Raw genomic sequence first — 16,822 nt, 5'->3', positions numbered from 1 at the left:
ACCGCTCCCACCCCTTCAGGAGAACCGACGTGGCCCGGCGACCCCTTCCCCGCATTCTGAGCAGCGGCAGCGCTTCGATCACTCGCAGTCGCGAGTTCGCGCGCACGGCCGCCGCCAACGCCACCGACGTCCTCCATCCGCTGATCAGGGTCGTTCGTGGTCTGCGGCTGCTGGCGGGTGCAGGACGGCAGAAGTGGGCGGCGACGCCCAAGGAGCGGCGTAATCCCATTCTGTTCCTCGTCGCGGCCTGCGTACTCGTGGTGGTGCTCATCCCGTACGGGCCGCTGCTCGCCCTGGTCACGGTGATGGGCGCCGCCGCATGGAAAGGGCGGGAACGCACGCCCGCGAAGACCGGTCCCGGCAAGGCCGAGACGGCGCGGCTCCAGGCGCTGTACGAGGCGCTCGTGCCGCACTTCTCCGCCGCCGAGGACCCCAGTCCGCTGTTCGCCCACGGTGGCGACTGGGCCAAGGCGTTCAGCGGCTACGCGTTCGACGGCGACGGGCGCGTCACCCGGCTCCACGTCTCGTACCCCGCATACTTCACCGACAGTGAGACCGCCTCCCGCACCCGGATCGAACAGCTGCTGCACGCCAAGTCGGGCCGTGGCCGCGAGTACCACTTCGCCTGGAACGAGGAGGGCAACCAGCTCGTCATGAGCGTGCTCGATGCGCTGCCCACCTCGATCGCCGCACAGCGCTTCGTCACCGCGCCGGGCGAGACGGTGCTGGGGTTCACCGACAACGACGCGGTGCAGCGCACCGTGCCGGTGACTGACGGGGACACGACCCGGGACGCTCCCCCGGTCGTCTGGCGGACCGGCGCCCGCTCCACCGAACCGCACCTGCTGATCGTCGGACAGCCAGGCAGCGGCACCACCACGCTGATGCGCTCCATCGCCGTCCAGGCGCTCCAGCACGGCGACATCCTCATGATCGAAGGCAGCGGAACCGGTGAGTACGCCTGCCTGACCGGGCGCGCCGGTGTGCTGGCCGTCGAGTGCGGACTGGCCGGCGCACTGACCAGCCTGGAGTGGGCGGCCCATGAGACGGAGCGACGGCTGATCGCCGCCAACCGGGCCCGGCAGGCGGGGCACTCCGCGCCCGAGGACACCAGGCGCCCGCTCTGGATCCTGCTGGACCGGCCCAGCGTCCTCGGCCATCTGGCGGCCGCCGACGGCAGACCCGACCCGCAGGAGCTGCTGCAGGTGCCGCTGCGGCACGGCCGCGCGGCCAATGTCACCGTGGTGCTGGCCGACCAGTTCGACAGCCTGGACACGCTCAGCGAGACGGTACGGACCCACACCAGGGCCCGCGTCGTGCTCGGCCACAGCTCCCGCGACCAGATCGAGACGGTGCTCGGCCTTGAGCCGCACACCACACCGACCCCGGACGTCCCGCCCGGCCGGGGGTACGTGCGGCTCGGTACCGGTCCGGTGCTGCGGCTCCAGGTTCCGGCCACACCTGATCCGTACGACGACGCGACGAGCGAGGCGCACCGCCAGGCGGTGCTCGATCTCCTGCCCACGGGGCAGACGCCGATCGAGGCGACCGTTCCGGACCCGGCGACTCCGGCGACTGCGACCCCCTTGACCCCGCAGAACGCACTGACCGCGGAGATCGCCCTGACCCCCGAGCAGATGTCGCTCAGCGAGTAGGAGCGCGGAAGGGGCGGGGAAGGATCGCGCGATCCTTCCCCGCCCCTTCCACTGCGCCTCGGCCGTCAGGCGACGAACGTGCGAGGCGCCTCCGCTCCCGCGCTCGCCCCCGACCCCACCAGCTCCGCCGCCGCCGCGAGCCGTACCGCCGCCTCGTCCGCCACCGGACCGCCGACCGTGAACGGCAGCCGTACGTACCCCTCGAAGGCGCCGTCGACGCCGAATCGCGGACCGGACGGCACCCGCACCCCCACTCGCTCGCCCGCCACGGCCAGCCGTGACCCCGAGAGTCCGCCGGTGCGCACCCAGAGCGTCAGGCCGCCGCGCGGCACCTGGAACTCCCACTCCGGCAGCTCCCGGCGCACCGCCGCGACCAGCGCGTCCCGGTTCTCCCGCGCCTGACCGCGCCGGAGCTCCACGGCCTCCTCCCAGCCCCCCGTGCGCATCAGCCAGTTGATGGCGAGCTGTTCCAGCACGGGTGTGCCCATGTCGGCGTAGGCGCGGGCGGACACCAGACTGCGGATCACGTCCGGCGCGGCCCGCACCCAGCCGATCCGCATGCCCGCCCAGAACGCCTTGCTGGCCGAGCCGACGGTGAGCACGGTGCTGCCCGCCGGGTCGAAGGCACAGACCCGGCGCGGCATCTCGACATCGGCGTCGAGGTACAGCTCGTTCATGGTCTCGTCGACGACCAGGACCGTCCCGGCGGAGCGGGCCGCGTCCACCAGGGCCCGTCGCTGGCTCTCGTCGGCGAGCGCGCCGGTGGGATTGTGGAAGTCCGCCACGACGTACGCGAGCCGGGGCGCCGCGTCGCGCAGCACCTGCCGCCAGCGATTCATGTCCCAGCCGCCGATCCCCTCCTCCATCGCCACCGGCACCAGCCGGGCGCCCGCCTCCCGCATCAGCTGAAGGATGTTGGCGTACGAGGGGGACTCCACCGCGATCCGCTCGCCGCGCCCGGCGAAGAGGTGGCAGATGGCGTCGATCGCGCCCATCGCACCGGTGGTGACCATGATCTGTTCGGGCATCGTCGGGATGCCGCGCTCGGTGTAGCGGTCGGCGATCATCTGCCGCAGCGCGGGCAGTCCGGCCGGATAGTCGCCGTGGGTGTGCGCGTACGGCGGCAGCTCCTCCAGGGCGCCCTGGACGGCACGGGTCAGCCAGGGTTCGGGCGCGGGCAGGGAGGCACAGCCCAGGTCGATCATCGAACCGAGCGACTCCGGGGGCAGCGGTTCCAGGCCGCGCGCGGGCAGGGGGTTGCCTGCCGGGACCGCGGTCCAGCTGCCCGCGCCGCGCCGGGACTCCAGGAATCCCTCGGCCCGCAGCGCCTCGTAGGCGGCGGCGACGGTGGTGCGGCTGACGGACAGGGCGAGCGCCAGCTCGCGTTCGGCGGGGAGCCGTGCGGCGACCGGCACCCGGCCTTCGAGGACGAGCAGCCGGACGCCGTCGGCGAGCGCGCGATAGGCGGGGGGCCTGCGGGCGCCGGGGCCCATCGGCTTCTGCTGCTGGGCCTGGAGCTGCCGGGCGAGCTGCGCGGCACCGACGGCCGAAGTCCACTGCGCCATGTAAATCAGTCCACCTTCCTCGGATTGGCCATAGTTGGCAGCCAATCCCCTGCCACAGAGTGTCATGCGGCAGTCCACCACCACCACACGAGGGAGCACATCTTGTCCGTCACCGCCGTCCCCCGCCGGGCGCACCTCACACGGCGGCTGATGCAGCTGTACGTCGGTCTGGCCCTGTACGGGGCGAGCTCGGCGCTCATGGTCCGCGCCGGGCTCGGACTCGAACCCTGGGGGGTGCTGCACCAGGGCCTCGCGGAACGCACCGGACTGTCCATCGGCGTCGTCGCGATCATCGTCGGCGCGGCGGTCCTCCTCCTGTGGATACCGATGAGGCAGCGCCCCGGGCTCGGCACGGTCTCCAATGTCTTCGCCATCGGCCTCGCCATGGACGGCACGCTCGCCCTCGTCCCGGAGCTGCACGGCCTGGCGGCCCGGATCGTTATCATGGTCGCGGGGATCGCGCTCAACGGTGTCGCGACGGGGCTGTACATCGCGGCACGGTTCGGCCCCGGGCCGCGCGACGGCCTGATGACCGGACTGCACCGGCGCACCGGCCGCTCCGTCCGCCTGGTCCGTACGGCAATCGAGGTGGCCGTGGTGGCGACCGGCTTCCTGCTCGGCGGCTCCCTGGGCGTGGGCACGGTCCTGTACGCGCTGTCCATCGGCCCGCTCGCCCAGCTGTTCCTGCGCTTCTTCGCCGTCCCCGAGGCGAAGCCCGCCGACGAGACCGTCGCTCCCGCGCCGGGGTCCGGCACCACCGCCGTCACCGGCCGGCCATCGGAGGAGGCCATACTGCCGCAGTGACCTCTGTACGCCACCCTTATCTGGACCATCCCGCGACGATCCCGTTCGCCCACCGAGGCGGAGCGGCGGACGGGATCGAGAACACCACGGCCGCGTTCAGCCGGGCCGCCGACGCCGGCTACCGCTACTTCGAGACCGATGTGCACACGACGTCGGACGGTCGTCTGGTCGCCTTCCACGACGCCACCCTGGACCGGGTGACGGACGCCCGTGGCCGGATAGCCGACCTGCCGTGGAGCGAGGTGCGGCGGGCCCGGGTGGCGGGCCGTGAACCGCTGCCGCTGTTCGAGGAGTTGCTGGAGGCGTTTCCCGACGCCCGCTGGAACGTGGACATCAAGGCCGAGCCGGCGCTCGTCCCGCTGATCGACCTGATCCGCCGGACCGAAGCCTGGGACCGGGTGTGCGTCGGCTCGTTCTCCGAGACCCGGGTGGCCAGGGCGCACCGCCTCGCGGGCCCCCGGCTGGCCACCTCGTACGGCGTCCGCGGCGTCCTGGGCCTTCGGCTGCGCTCGTACGGCATACCAGCCGCACTGCGTGCCGGAGCGGTGTGCGCGCAGGTCCCGGAGAGCCAGAACGGGGTCCGGGTGGTCGACCGGCGCTTCGTCCGGGAGGCCCATGCGCGCGGGCTCCAGGTCCATGTCTGGACGGTGAACGAACCGGAGCGGATGGCAGCTCTCCTCGATCTCGGTGTGGATGGCATCATGACCGATCACATCGAGACGCTGCGCACGGTGCTGAGCGAGCGGGGGGCCTGGGCCTGACGCCGGCCCGGCGGCGTCCCCACGGGGAGATACAAGGGGGGTGCGGGTTGAGCGCCGAGACCGCCGACACCGCTGAGCCGACGGAACGCACCACCGGCGGCGCCGACGCCGCGGACCGCAGACGCGAACAACGCGGCTGGTACTTCTACGACTTCGCGTGTTCGGTCTACTCGACCAGCGTTCTCACCGTGTTTCTCGGCCCCTACCTGACGTCGATCGCCAAGGCCGCCGCCGACGCCGACGGTTTCCTGCACCCGCTCGGCATCCCGGTGCGCGCGGGTTCGCTCTTCGCCTACGCGGTCTCGATGTCCGTCGTGGTGGCGGTGGTGGTGATGCCGATCGTGGGCGCCGCCGCCGACCGCACGGGCCGCAAGAAGCCCCTGCTGGCGGCCGCCGCGTACGTGGGGGCGGCCGCGACGACCGGGATGTTCTTCCTGGACGGCCACCGCTATCTGCTGGGCGCGTTCCTGCTGATCGTGGCGAACGCGTCGATCTCGGTGTCGATGGTGCTCTACAACGCGTATCTCCCGCAGATCGCCGAGCCCGACGAACGCGACGCCGTCTCGTCCCGGGGCTGGGCCTTCGGCTACACGTCGGGGGCGCTCGTCCTCGTCCTCAATCTGGTCCTCTACACGGGCCACGATTCGTTCGGTCTCTCCGAGTCCGACGCGGTACGGATCTGCCTCGCGTCGGCGGGGGTCTGGTGGGGAGCCTTCACGGTCGTACCGCTGCGACGGCTGCGTGACCGGCGGGTGGCACCGGGCGGTGAGGGCGCGGTCGGCTCCGGCTGGCGGCAGCTGCTCGCGACCCTGCGCGACATGCGCCGCCACCCGCTCACGCTCTCGTTCCTGCTCGCCTATCTCGTCTACAACGACGGCATCCAGACGGTGATCTCGCAGGCGTCGGTGTACGGCTCCGAGGAGCTGGGCCTCGACCAGACATCCCTGATCACGGCCGTGCTGCTGGTGCAGGTGCTGGCGGTGGCCGGGGCCCTGGGCATGGGCCGGCTGGCACGGGTGTACGGCGCGAAGCGCACGATCCTGGCCTCGCTCGTTGTCTGGACCCTGATCCTCGTCGCCGGATACTTCCTGCCCTCGGACGCCCCGGTCTTCTTCTATCTGCTGGCCTCGGCGATCGGCCTGGTCCTCGGCGGCAGCCAGGCACTGTCCCGCTCGCTTTTTTCGCATCTGGTGCCCCACGGCAAGGAGGCGGAGTACTTCTCCGCGTACGAGATGAGCGACCGCGGACTGAGCTGGCTGGGGCCGCTGGTGTTCGGTCTCGCGTATCAGCTGACCGGCAGCTACCGGGATGCGATCATCTCTTTGGTGATCTTCTTCGCGGTCGGTTCCGTGCTGCTCGCGAGGGTGCCTGTACGGCAGGCCGTTGCGGCCGCGGGAAATCCCGTTCCTGAACGGATTTAGGCGTTGAAGTGAAAGGCCGGTAGTGTACGCCTTTGGCCTGCCCGGAGGACCGTTACTGCGAGTGGAAGAAGCCAAACCGTTGGGTGACAACTTCTGCCAAATGTGACAAACCGGGCAATGTTGGGTATTCCAACTCTGAAAAAGCAGCGGCACGACGGGCGACGCATGACCGGCAACGGGAATCTTTGCCGCCGACCGGACGTTGACCGGATGACGACGACAGCGACACCTGTCCTGTGGGCGACAAGCCCGGGAGGCACGATTCATGAGTGAGCGAGCTCTCCGCGGCACGCGACTCGTGGTTACCAGCTACGAGACGGACCGCGGCATCGATCTGGCCCCGCGCCAGGCGGTGGAGTACGCATGCCAGAACGGACATCGATTTGAGATGCCGTTCTCGGTAGAGGCGGAAATTCCGCCGGAGTGGGAGTGCAAGGCGTGCGGCGCCATGGCACTCCTGGTGGACGGGGATGGCCCCGAGGAGAAGAAGGGCAAGCCTGCGCGTACGCACTGGGACATGCTCATGGAGCGGCGCACACGCGAGGAGCTTGAGGAGGTGCTGGCCGAGAGGCTGGCGGTTCTGCGCTCCGGAGCCATGAACATCGCCGTGCACCCGCGGGACAGCAGGAAGTCTGCCTGACCGCGCGACACCGCAGAGAGACAGAGCCGCGGGCCGTGACACACCGAGCGTGTGTCACGGCCCGCGGCTCTGTCGCGCACAGGGTGGGCACCCTGCTACCTGCTCTTCGGTCTCCGAGCGCCGTTCGGGTTTGATTCCTCCGTCCGGGGCGTGAACGCCGGACAGGGAAACTCGAGCCCGTCCGGCGATTGAGGACAGCCGTGCGGACGGGGTCCCGTCCAGGGGGCGGCTTCGGACGAGAACCCGCTCGGAGGCCGTCGGGCTACCTTCGACCGCCCGATCAGAGGTAGCCCGACAGCCGCTCAGGGGGTGAGCGGGGGACGCGAGCCGCCGTCGGGGCGCGGGCCCGGCCGAGTCTCCGTGTCGCGGATGACCTCGCCCTGGACGACCTTTCCGTCCGGACGGTGGATCCGGGCCTGCTCGAACGCGTCGGAGAAGCTGCCGGGGGCAGCGGTGCGCATACGGCGATCCAGGGACTCCTCCGCATACCGGCCGAGCGTCGCGCGGACCGGCGGCACCAGCAGCAGGAGTCCTGCCACGTCCGAGATCATCCCCGGGATGATGAGCAGCAGCCCGCCGAGCATCAGGAAGCCATTGCCCTTGCTGCCCGACGGGGCGGTGGGCGGCGCCGCGGCCTCACCGGGCCGGCCCGGCATCTGCTGGAGCGTCTCGGCGAGGTTGCGGAAGGCCCGGCGGCCGGCCGCCTTCATCACCACGGCCCCGAGCACGACGCCCCCGATCAGGAGCAGCAGCACGGTGAACCCGCCCGCCACGTCCGCCACCAGGGTCAGCAGCCAGATCTCCAGCACTGCCCAGGCGGCGATGGCGAGCGGGATGAAGGTACGGGCGCGCGAGCGCCGCGGTGCGGTCGGGGGCGGGGTGCCGGTCGTCATGGTCCCCAGTGTGCCTGGACGGATGTCCAAGCGGGATAAGGGGGTGATCAGGAAGACTTGCGGCCCAGGACCCGGTTCGTACGGGCGGTGACGCCCCAGGCCGTGACCCGCCACAGCGCCTCGACGAGGATGTCGCGGCTCATCTTGGAGTCGCCGATCTCGCGGTCCACGAAGGTGATCGGGACTTCGACGACGTGGTATCCCGCGTCGATGGTGCGACGGGCCAGGTCGACCTGGAAGCAGTACCCCTGGGAGGCGACCTCGTCGAGGCCGATCCCCTTCAGGGTCTCCGCCCGGAAGGCCCGGTAGCCGCCGGTGACGTCCCTGGTCTGCAGTCCGAGGAGCAGCCGGGAGTACGTGCTGCCGCCGCGGGAGATCATCTCGCGCGACTTGGGCCAGTTGACCACGCGCCCGCCCGGCACCCAGCGGGAGCCGAGCACCAGGTCGGCACCCTTGAGGGCGGTGAGCAGCCGGGGCAGTTCCTCGGGCTGGTGGGAGCCGTCGGCGTCCATCTCCACGAGGACGCCGTAACCGTGGTCGATGCCCCAGCGGAACCCGGCGAGGTAAGCGGCGCCGAGCCCTTCCTTGCCCTTGCGGTGCAGGACCTGGACATGGCTGTCGGCGGCGGCGAGCTCGTCGGCGATCTTCCCGGTTCCGTCGGGACTGTTGTCGTCGGCGACCAGGATGTCCGCGTCCGGTACCGCGGCGCGCACCCGGGTGACGATCGGCTTGATGTTCTCGACCTCGTTGTAGGTCGGGATGATCACCAAGGCTCTGCCGAGCGGGCCGTATCGCCTCTGACCGCCGTCGTTCACTTACTGCCCCTCACGTCCGTACACAGGTGCACACCATATCGATCGCATCAGGGCCGGGGGCCGACGCGTAGGCACCTGTCGGGCGCCCGCCCGGACAGAAGGAGGAAAGTGCGGACAGAACTGCGGATCGGGGCCCGGCGCCCTTCGGGCCGACCTGGGGCCCGCTGGCTGCGGGTCGACCGAGAGCCGTTGTCTACTGAACGTCCGGGCCCCACCCGGGTCACACCTGCCGTCCGGTTCACACCTTCCCTCGCCCCCGAGGCGCGGGCGCTGAACCTGGCTGTCAGTGGTGGTGCGCCGGTGCGGCACACCACCCCATGACCCAGCGGCGTTCGACGACTGCGTGGAGGTTCAACCGGTCGGACGTCCTGTGGTGGACTCGGCCGAACCTACCGGCCCGTGGGCGCCTCCTGTCAATACCCGTCTGACCTGCGATGTTTACCGAAGTTGCCTGGTCAGTACCGGAGATACGCAGGTCGCGGGGAAGCGGGGGCGCCTTCGATCGGCGGTACGAAATGTGGGGACGTCACTCGTTCGGCCGCACGTAGACAGTTTGTCCGTAGACCACGGTTCGCAGACAGACCGGGAGGTCGCTGCCGGGGGTGAGATCCGGCAGGCCGGGCGTCCCGGACCTCGGGTCGGTCGACCAGCGGGCGACCCGGTCGTCCGGGGCCTGGACCACGAGCTCCTCGGTGCGCCAGACCGCGTAGTCGGCGGGGGCGCCGGGAACGAGGGTGCCCGCGTCGTCGCGGCCGACGGCCCGCCAGCCGCCCCTGGTGTGCGCGGTGAAGCCGGCCCGTACGGAGATCCGGTGCTCCGGCGTCCGGTGGAACGCAGCGGCCCGTACGGTCCCCCACGGGTCCAGCGGGGTCACCGGGCTGTCCGAGCCGAAGGCCAGGGGCACACCGGCCCGCAGGAGGCCCGCGTACGGGTTCAGGGTGCGGGCCCGGTCGGCGCCGAGCCGCTGGGCGTACATGCCGTCCTCGCCGCCCCAAGCGGCGTCGAAGGCGGGCTGGACCGAGGCGGTCAGACCCAGCTCCGCGAAACCGGCGACCGTCTCGGGGGTGAGCATCTCGGCGTGCTCGACGCGATGGCGTGCGGCGCGGATCCGGGGCAGCCCGAGCGTCTCGGATGCGGCCCGGACCCCTGCCACGACGGCGGAGACCGCCGCGTCGCCGATGGCGTGGAAACCGGCCTGCAGACCGGCCTCGGTGCAGGCGGTGACATGGGCGGCGATCTGCGCGGCGTCCAGGTGGGCGGCGCCCCTGCCGTCGGCCGGTCCGTCGGCGTAGGGCTCGTGCAGGCACGCGGTGTGCGAGCCGAGGGAACCGTCGACGAACAGGTCACCGGCCGCACCGATCGCGCCGAGTTCACGGATCCTGCGGGCATCCTTCTCGTCCGCGACCTGCTCGGCCCAGTAGCCGAAGACCCGCGGTCCCGGCCGCCCGGCGGCAAGCTTCAGCAGGGCGGTGAAGTCCTCCTCGTCGGAGATGTCCGGTCCGCCGCACTCATGAAGGGAGCCGATGCCGAGCGAGACGGCGTGGTCCAGGGCGGCACGCTGCGCCTCGGCACGCTGCTGCGGCGAGATCGCGCCATGGGCGGCGGAGCGCACGGCGTGGTGGGCGGCGCCGGTCAGCGGGGCGTCGGGGCGGTAGCCGGCCAGCGCGGTGACGCCGGGAACCAGATCGAGGAGGGCGGTCGTGACGACGGCGGAGTGCACATCGATCCGGGGCAGATAGAGCGGCCGGCCGCCGGCCGCGGCGTCGAGCTCGGCGCGCGACGGAGGCCGCTGCTCCGGCCAGCGCGTGGCGTCCCAGCCGTGTCCGAGGACGACCCGGTCCGTGGGGTGCGCGGCCGTGTACGCGCGTACGAGGTCGAGGGCCTCGGCGAGGGTGCGGGCGCCCGCGAGGTCCAGGCCGGTGAGGGCGAGGCCGGTCGAGGTGGTGTGGACGTGGGCGTCGGTGAACGCGGGAGTGACCAGGGCCCCTTCGAGGTCGATCACTTCGTCGACGCCGCTCGCGAAGGCGTCGGCGGCCCCTTCCGACCCCACCCAGGCGATATGGCCGCGTTCGACGACCATGGCGGTGGCGAAGGGATCGGCGGGGCTGTGGACGTCTCCACCGCGCAGCAGCACGGTGCGGTGTTCGCTCTGGGGGGCGGTGCTCTCGGTCATGGCACCAGTCTCGCCCTTGTGCGGAGCGGCGCCGTCCGCGCCCCCCTCAGATCTGCGGGGGGCGTGCCTCGTACGGGGTGGAGAGGACCACGGTGGTGCGGGTGGAGACCCCGGCCAGCGAGCGGATCCGGGTCAGCAGATGCTCCAGCTCGAGCGGGGTCGCGACGCGCACCTTGAGGATGTAGTTCTCGTCGCCCGCGACGCTGTGGCACGCCTCCAGTTCCGGTACACCGGCGAGCCGCTCGGCGATGTCGTCCGGCGCGCTCGGGTCGAACGGTTTCACCGAGATGAACGCGGTGAGGGGCAGCCCGACGGCCTCGGGGTCGACGACCGCGGCATAGCCCCGGATCACCCCGCGCTGCTCCAGCCGACGGACTCGCTGATGAACGGCCGAGGTGGACAGGCCCGTGGCCTTGCCCAGGTCGGTGTAGCTCATCCGCCCGTCCTTGACGAGCAACTCCACAATCTGACGGTCCAGCTCCTCCATGCGGATCAACCTATGGCCCCGGGCCCCTCCAGGCACAGCCGTAGGGCCCCGAACAGGGCACCCGCAGGGGTCATGTGACGAATGCCACAGGTTTACGGAAGGGTAGCCGACGACCTCGCGGTTACGGCGGATGCGCGACGGGAAGTGCTTGCTGTGGTCGAGGCCGTGGCGCCTTGCCGGCCCACCCGAGGGGGAGATTCTCCATGCAGAGCCTGAAGCTCACCGTACGTACCGAACCGGAGCCTGTTGAACCCGTCGAGGACTCCGCTCCCGACGCGTACGACACTTTTGAGATGTACCGGGTGATCTGCCCGGACTGTGCGCAGCCGATCGCGCTGCTGGCCGACGAGGATGTGCTGCCGGAACACGCGCTGTGCCCGACGCCGTGGAACCCGTTCGTCCTCATGGTGTGCGCCGGAACCGGTCGCGACGCCGCGCAGGCACGTCCGGCCGACGAGTCGCTCGAACTCCAGGAACAGGAGATGGGACTGCTGCTGACGCTCCCCCAGGGGCTCGACTGGAGGATGCAGCCGTTCTCGCACGCCGGTGGCGCGGGTTCGCGCCCGCTGCGGGTGCCGCACCAGATCCGCCGCAACGCCGCCTGAGACGCCCTGACGCCGCCTGACGCGCGCCGAAGGCAGTGAGGGGCGGCGACTCTCCGTCTGCCGGATTCCTCCCGCAGACGCCCGGCACACACGTGCTGCACCACGACGGCCGGGCCGGCGTGGTGCGGGCGACCGAGCCACGCCCGCGCGGCAGGGGAACCTGGCGAACGGGCGCTCGAATCCTCACGGCAGTGACCCGGCCCCGCCCCACGGCGTTGGCCTGGCATGACCCTGCTGCAATCCACGGCCGGCCCCGGTCGCCGCCGTCTCGCCGCTCCGACCCCCGAAGAATCGGTTCCGCAGCCCGGTTCGCAGCCGGAGCCCCCCTCGGCGTCCGCCCCGTCAGGCCTGCGCGCGGTGCCGCATTCGACGGATCCACCCATCTACCGAGCGATGCTGAGCCATTGGGAGTCCACCGGCAGGACCCTGCCGGGCCGTCATGACCATGAGTGGAACCGGATCATGACGACGCCCGTGTGGTCGGACCGGCCGTTGCGCCTCAGTGGGTCTCGGGACCCGCGAGGTGGCGCGCGATGACCATGCGCTGAATCTGATTGGTCCCCTCGACGATCTGCAGCACCTTGGCCTCGCGCATCAGCCGCTCGACGGGGAAGTCGACGGTGTAGCCGTAGCCGCCGAGCACCTGGACGGCGTCGACGGTGACCCGCATGGCCGCGTCCGTACAGAACAGCTTGGCCATGGCCGCCTGCCGGGAGAACGGCCTGCCCGCGTCGCGCAGCCTCGCCGCCTCCAGATAGAGCGCACGGCCCGCCTCGATCTGGGTGGCCATGTCGGCGAGCATGAACCGCAGCCCCTGAAAGTCGGCGATGGGGCGGCCGAACTGCTGCCGCCCGGTGGCATATCCGACGGCCTCGTCCAGAGCCGCCTGTGCGACGCCGATAGCGCAGGCGGCGATGCCGAGCCGCCCGGAGTCGAGTGCGGACAGGGCGATGGCGAAACCCTGCCCTTCCTCACCGATCCGGCGGGCGTCCGGCACCCGCACACCGTCGAAGTGCAGCTGGGCGGTGGGCGAGCCCTTCATGCCCATCTTCTTCTCGGGGAGGGCCGCGTTCAGCCCCTCGGCGTCGCCGGGGACAAGGAAGGCGGTGATGCCGCGGGCACCCTCGACGCCGGTCCTCGCCAGAACCGTGTAGAAGTCGGCGATACCGCCATGGGTGATCCACGCCTTGGTGCCGGTGATGACCCAGTCGTCGCCGTCGCGTACGGCCTTCGTGCGGAGCGAGGCGGCATCGGAGCCCGAGGCGGGCTCGGAGAGGCAGTAGGCCCCCAGCAGGCCGCCTCCCAGCATCGCCGGCAGGTGTTCCGCCTGCTGCTCCTTGGTGCCGTATCCGGCGAGGGCATGGCAGGCGAGCGAGTGGACACTGACGCCGAGGCCCACGGTGAGCCGGGCGGCCGCGAGCTCTTCGAGCACCTGGAGGTAGACCTCGTAGGGCTGGTCTCCGCCGCCATGGGCGGAGTCGTACGGCAGACCGAGCAGCCCGGATTCGGAGAGCAGGGTGAAGACCTCGCGCGGGAACCGGCCCGCGTCCTCCTCCTCCGCCGCGTTGGGCGCGATCTCCCGCTGGACGATGTCGCGGACGAGCGCGACGAGCTGCCTGGACTCCTCGGTGGGCAGACGACGCTCCACCAATTGCGGGGCACGGTCGGACATGACGGCGCTCTCCTCCCTGTCGGGCGTTGCGGCGGCGCGCGCGCGGGGTGTGAGCGGCTCCGCCGGGGGATCTCCGGACCGGGGCCCGGAAAAGCACTGGTACCCAAACCGCTGCTGCCCTCCCGGATTACGAGAGTTGCTGGCCAGCGGCCGTGGGGGGTCGAGTATGCCCGATCGGACGGTATCCGTCACGGGGTGACGGATAGGGCGCCCGGACGACCCGTGCGGGGCCCGGACGACCAGGGGAATAGTCCGAACCATTACACAGTTGGTCTCGTCCATCTACGGTTCGGCTTCGTCTGCTTCAGCGGCTGGCCGCGGTCGGTGTAGGTGAAGGCGGCGATCTGCTGGTTGCCCGCCGTCGGCGAGTCCGCGTTGGTGATCTTGTCGACCGGGTCGCGGATGTCGTACTCGGACTTCGACCACGTCAGATCGTGGGTCGCCGTGACCGGGTTCCCGTTGGCGTCATAGGTCAGCGCCGTCGTGTTCCTGACCGTGCTGCCCAGCTTCTCCTCGACCTTCGAGAGGTGGTTCAGCTCGTCGTAGGTCATCGCGTACGCGTCGGCCCTGGCCCCGGGGGCGAGGGGGAAGCCGAGGCGAACGCCGACGGGGTCCCGCTCGGCGACGCGGACGAGGCCGCGGGCGAGCCCCCGGCCGGCTCACTCACAGAACCCGACTCGACCTCGGCGGCGCAGAGAAATCGGGCCGGTCATACATCGCCTCGGCAGCCGATTGCGAGCGCGCGCACCTTTGGGGCAAAACCACTGCACGGGGCGGCGCCCTCTGGAGCTCCTCCGGGGCTGAGCGCAGCGACACCACCTCGTGATATCTTCTTTTCGAAACGTATATACGCATCCTGGGGGTGCCCATGTCCCGCACCGTGATCGACTTGGACGACGAAGCCCTGCAAGAGGCTGCACGACATCTGGGTACCACCACCAAGAAGGACACCGTGAACGCGGCCCTACGCGAAATCGCTGACCGGCGGCGTCGCGCGGCAGCAGTGGAGCGGATGCGGCAGATGGTTGCCGATGGCGAGATCGACTTCTCGGTCATCGACCCCGGCCATGAAAGCCCCGACGACGGCGGACGGTCCACCGCGTGAGCGAGCTGTTTCTGATCGACACCAGTGCCCTGGTGCGCTTCTACCGGCGTCAGGCGAGTCCCGCTTGGGACGAACTCGTCACCGCAGGGCTGGTAGGGCTCTGCGAGCCGGTACGGCAGGAATATCTGCGGGCAGTCGGCAGCCGTGCGGCGTACTACGAAGCCGATGGCCTGCTCCGCGAGACGTTCCCCTACTACTCGATGCGCGACTCCGCATGGGACGACTCCGCAGATCTGCAGCAACGCCTCGCGGACAGCGGGTGGCATCAGTGCGCCAGCCCCGTTGACCTACTCGTCGCTGTCACTGCCCGACATCACAAGTTCACAGTCCTCCACCAGGATGCTGACTTCGAGACGATTGCCCGTGTCACTGGCCAGCCGGTGCGCCGCATCGGCGAGTGACAATCGCCGAAACCAGGTAGGGCGGCACGGGAGGGCCGGCCTCCGGCTGCCGGAACTGCGGACCAGGTCAGCGCACGTCGGCAGGAAGCTCGATCTTCCCGTTGAACGTGCCCTGGTTCTCCTGCCGTACGTCCTGCTCGAACGTGATGTTCTGTCCGCTGTAAGGGATCAGATTGAGGGTCGTTGATCGGTGGGATCGGTTTGTGGTGTGCCCAGGGTTGTAGGAGTGGTGGGAGGGGGTCGCCTCGTCGTCGGTAGTGGCTGACCATGGCTCGGGTCTGATGCAGTCGGCGCCATAACTCGCAGGTCAGGACAGTTTCGACGGGGTGGCGGGGGTTGAGCCGGGTAGCGGCCAGGCAGTGCCGGATGGTGTGGACCGAGGGCCGCAGCAGCGGTCCGGGGATCAGCCAGCGGCCTCGCTCTCGCTGATGCTCTGACCTTTTCCCAGGTCAGGGTCCTGCTCCAGGGCGGGACCGGGGAGGGGGGCGCGTTGAACGGCGAGGAAGGCGCTGGCCAGCATGCAGGCGGTGACGTGCCGGTGCCAGGGCGTCCACTTGCGGACCTGGTACTGCGCGAGGCCGACGAGCTGTTTGTTGAGCTCGTTGTCCTCCTCGATCTGCCGGCGGCCACCGACCCGCGCAATGACCTCAGTGAGGTTGGTGTCCTGAGGGGCGTGGACCAGGAAGTAGGCGACCTCGCGGCGCGGTTCGCCGTCCTTGCCGCGCCGATTGGGATGCAGGAAGCGTCGCAGTACCAGCCAGTGGGCGAAGCCGTCGGCCGGTGCCTCGTCCTTCACCTTCACGGCGAAGGCGGTCCAGTCGTAGAGCCGTTCGCTCTTCGAGCCGTCGCCGCAGGAGCGGCGTGCCCACTGGTCACGGGCCTTGGCGTAGTGGAGGAGGTCATCGGCGCGGTCCACGGCCGGCTGGCGTGGTTTGCCCGGCGGGCCGTTGAGGGGCAGATCGACGGGGACGCCGAAGACATACGGCGCGAGCTGCCGGTGGCACCAGGCGCGCAACTGCGGATCACGGCCGTAGCCGGCGTCCGCCAGGATCCAGGCGAACGGAACATCGGCCGCCTTCACCCGGTCCAGCATGGCAATGGCCAACTCGGGCTGGGTACGGACATCGCCGGTCAGCCCGCAGTGCTGGAAGCCCACCCCAACCGACGTGGTGCCCTTCTTCTGGGCCTGCGTGTCATCGATGACCAGCGACGCGTCCGCGTCGCCGAGATGCGTCACGACGTAGTCGCGGACCGCGTCGCGCAGCAGGTCCGCATCCCACACCGAACCGTTCAGCAGCCACTGCATCCGATCCGCGGTCACATGCCCGGCCCGCTCGGCCGGCGTCCAGCCGTTCTTCGCCGGCAACTCCGCCAGCAGCCCCTCGATGAACTGCGCAAACACCACCCGCGGCTCGGGCCGGTTGAACAAGTGTCCCAGCGGCGGTCAACGCGGACAGTTCGGCGTCCCACCCGGCTATCTGCTCAGCCGTCACATCCAGCACCATGCCCGGTCAACGACGCCACCCTGGCTCCGTCACAAGATCTCCGGCTGTAGTACTTGCAGATCGCACGCCGTATCCAGGTTCTTCCGTTTCGTACTTTCGCACGTCGAAACGTACCCCGGGTACGGCGTGTTCTGCGCATCAGCCCTGGTCAACGACCCACGGAGGCGACAGGAGAGCCACATTGAATGCCACCGTCCAGAGCCAGTAGCCGCTCGTCCTGGACCCCTTGTCTTTGTTGAAGAATTTTCTGGGTTGTTTCGGCCGGGGTCGGCAGCCGCCAGAAGCGGCAGCCGGCCCCGGCCGTCACGCACCCGGTCCCG

At 70.4% G+C, this 16,822-nt stretch carries 16 protein-coding genes; 8 read left to right on the top strand and 8 right to left on the bottom strand.

Features of this window, described 5'->3' with window-relative positions:
• Positions 1-29 precede the first annotated feature (29 nt).
• Positions 30-1,655 (top strand): hypothetical protein, encoded by a 1,626-nt coding sequence (locus OH809_RS34880; protein ID WP_406516032.1) that lies wholly within the window; start codon positions 30-32, stop codon positions 1,653-1,655.
• A 65-nt stretch (positions 1,656-1,720) separates the two neighbouring features.
• Here OH809_RS34880 and OH809_RS34875 read toward each other — a convergent pair whose 3' ends face one another.
• Positions 1,721-3,220, bottom strand: coding sequence for a PLP-dependent aminotransferase family protein (locus OH809_RS34875; RefSeq protein WP_376668074.1), 1,500 nt, complete (start codon positions 3,218-3,220; stop codon positions 1,721-1,723).
• A gap of 102 nt (positions 3,221-3,322) precedes the next feature.
• Here OH809_RS34875 and OH809_RS34870 point away from each other — a divergent pair, with 102 nt between their 5' ends.
• From OH809_RS34870 to OH809_RS34855, 4 genes are all read left to right on the top strand, one after another.
• Complete coding sequence (locus OH809_RS34870; protein WP_406417559.1) at positions 3,323-4,024, top strand: YitT family protein; 702 nt, start codon at positions 3,323-3,325, stop codon at positions 4,022-4,024.
• Positions 4,021-4,785, top strand: a complete 765-nt coding sequence (locus OH809_RS34865) for a glycerophosphodiester phosphodiesterase (RefSeq protein ID WP_406417561.1) — start codon at positions 4,021-4,023, stop codon at positions 4,783-4,785. Before OH809_RS34870 ends, OH809_RS34865 begins: the two co-directional genes overlap by 4 nt.
• Before the next feature lie 47 nt (positions 4,786-4,832).
• Positions 4,833-6,206 carry an MFS transporter gene (locus tag OH809_RS34860; protein ID WP_406516031.1) on the top strand — a complete coding sequence of 458 codons (1,374 nt, stop codon included), beginning with the start codon at positions 4,833-4,835 and terminating at the stop codon, positions 6,204-6,206.
• 265 nt (positions 6,207-6,471) lie between these two features.
• Positions 6,472-6,846, top strand: a complete 375-nt coding sequence (locus OH809_RS34855; RefSeq protein ID WP_007262928.1) for an RNA polymerase-binding protein RbpA — start codon at positions 6,472-6,474, stop codon at positions 6,844-6,846.
• Between the two features lie 302 nt (positions 6,847-7,148).
• On the opposite strand, the gene fxsA is transcribed toward OH809_RS34855, so the two are convergent.
• The 4 genes from fxsA to OH809_RS34835 form a co-directional block, all read right to left on the bottom strand.
• Positions 7,149-7,739: an FxsA family membrane protein gene (gene fxsA / locus OH809_RS34850; protein ID WP_406516030.1), complete on the bottom strand. Its 591-nt coding sequence runs from the start codon at positions 7,737-7,739 to the stop codon at positions 7,149-7,151.
• Positions 7,740-7,786: 47 nt separating this feature from the next.
• A complete protein-coding gene (locus OH809_RS34845) occupies positions 7,787-8,554 on the bottom strand; it encodes a polyprenol monophosphomannose synthase (RefSeq protein WP_406516029.1) in 768 nt (255 codons plus the stop codon).
• Between the two features lie 526 nt (positions 8,555-9,080).
• Positions 9,081-10,727, bottom strand: coding sequence for an amidohydrolase (locus OH809_RS34840; protein WP_406516028.1), 1,647 nt, complete (start codon positions 10,725-10,727; stop codon positions 9,081-9,083).
• Between the two features lie 46 nt (positions 10,728-10,773).
• Positions 10,774-11,214: an Lrp/AsnC family transcriptional regulator gene (locus OH809_RS34835; RefSeq protein ID WP_024493538.1), complete on the bottom strand. Its 441-nt coding sequence runs from the start codon at positions 11,212-11,214 to the stop codon at positions 10,774-10,776.
• A 203-nt stretch (positions 11,215-11,417) separates the two neighbouring features.
• Here OH809_RS34835 and OH809_RS34830 point away from each other — a divergent pair, with 203 nt between their 5' ends.
• Positions 11,418-11,819 (top strand): hypothetical protein, encoded by a 402-nt coding sequence (locus OH809_RS34830; protein ID WP_406417568.1) that lies wholly within the window; start codon positions 11,418-11,420, stop codon positions 11,817-11,819.
• Between the two features lie 499 nt (positions 11,820-12,318).
• Here OH809_RS34830 and OH809_RS34825 read toward each other — a convergent pair whose 3' ends face one another.
• Together OH809_RS34825 and OH809_RS34820 are read right to left on the bottom strand one after the other, a co-directional pair.
• Positions 12,319-13,491, bottom strand: coding sequence for an acyl-CoA dehydrogenase family protein (locus tag OH809_RS34825; RefSeq protein ID WP_406516027.1), 1,173 nt, complete (start codon positions 13,489-13,491; stop codon positions 12,319-12,321).
• Between the two features lie 260 nt (positions 13,492-13,751).
• Complete coding sequence (locus OH809_RS34820; RefSeq protein ID WP_406516026.1) at positions 13,752-14,042, bottom strand: hypothetical protein; 291 nt, start codon at positions 14,040-14,042, stop codon at positions 13,752-13,754.
• 317 nt (positions 14,043-14,359) lie between these two features.
• Here OH809_RS34820 and OH809_RS34815 point away from each other — a divergent pair, with 317 nt between their 5' ends.
• The gene (locus OH809_RS34815) at positions 14,360-14,596 is read left to right on the top strand and encodes a type II toxin-antitoxin system VapB family antitoxin (protein WP_406417574.1); all 237 of its coding nucleotides are present in this window, start codon (positions 14,360-14,362) and stop codon (positions 14,594-14,596) included.
• Entirely contained in the window at positions 14,593-14,997 is a 405-nt protein-coding gene (locus OH809_RS34810) for a PIN domain nuclease (protein ID WP_406417576.1), read from the top strand. The genes OH809_RS34815 and OH809_RS34810 overlap by 4 nt, the downstream gene beginning before the upstream one ends.
• Before the next feature lie 403 nt (positions 14,998-15,400).
• On the opposite strand, the gene OH809_RS34805 is transcribed toward OH809_RS34810, so the two are convergent.
• Positions 15,401-16,426 (bottom strand): IS701 family transposase, encoded by a 1,026-nt coding sequence (locus OH809_RS34805; RefSeq protein ID WP_406417577.1) that lies wholly within the window; start codon positions 16,424-16,426, stop codon positions 15,401-15,403.
• Between the last annotated feature and the right edge of the window lie 396 nt (positions 16,427-16,822).

It is taken from the genome of Streptomyces sp. NBC_00873, assembly GCF_045207415.1.
Lineage (GTDB): Bacteria > Actinomycetota > Actinomycetes > Streptomycetales > Streptomycetaceae > Streptomyces.
Note: the sequence above shows the minus strand (reverse complement) of the source record. Positions and strands in the feature narration are given on the sequence as shown.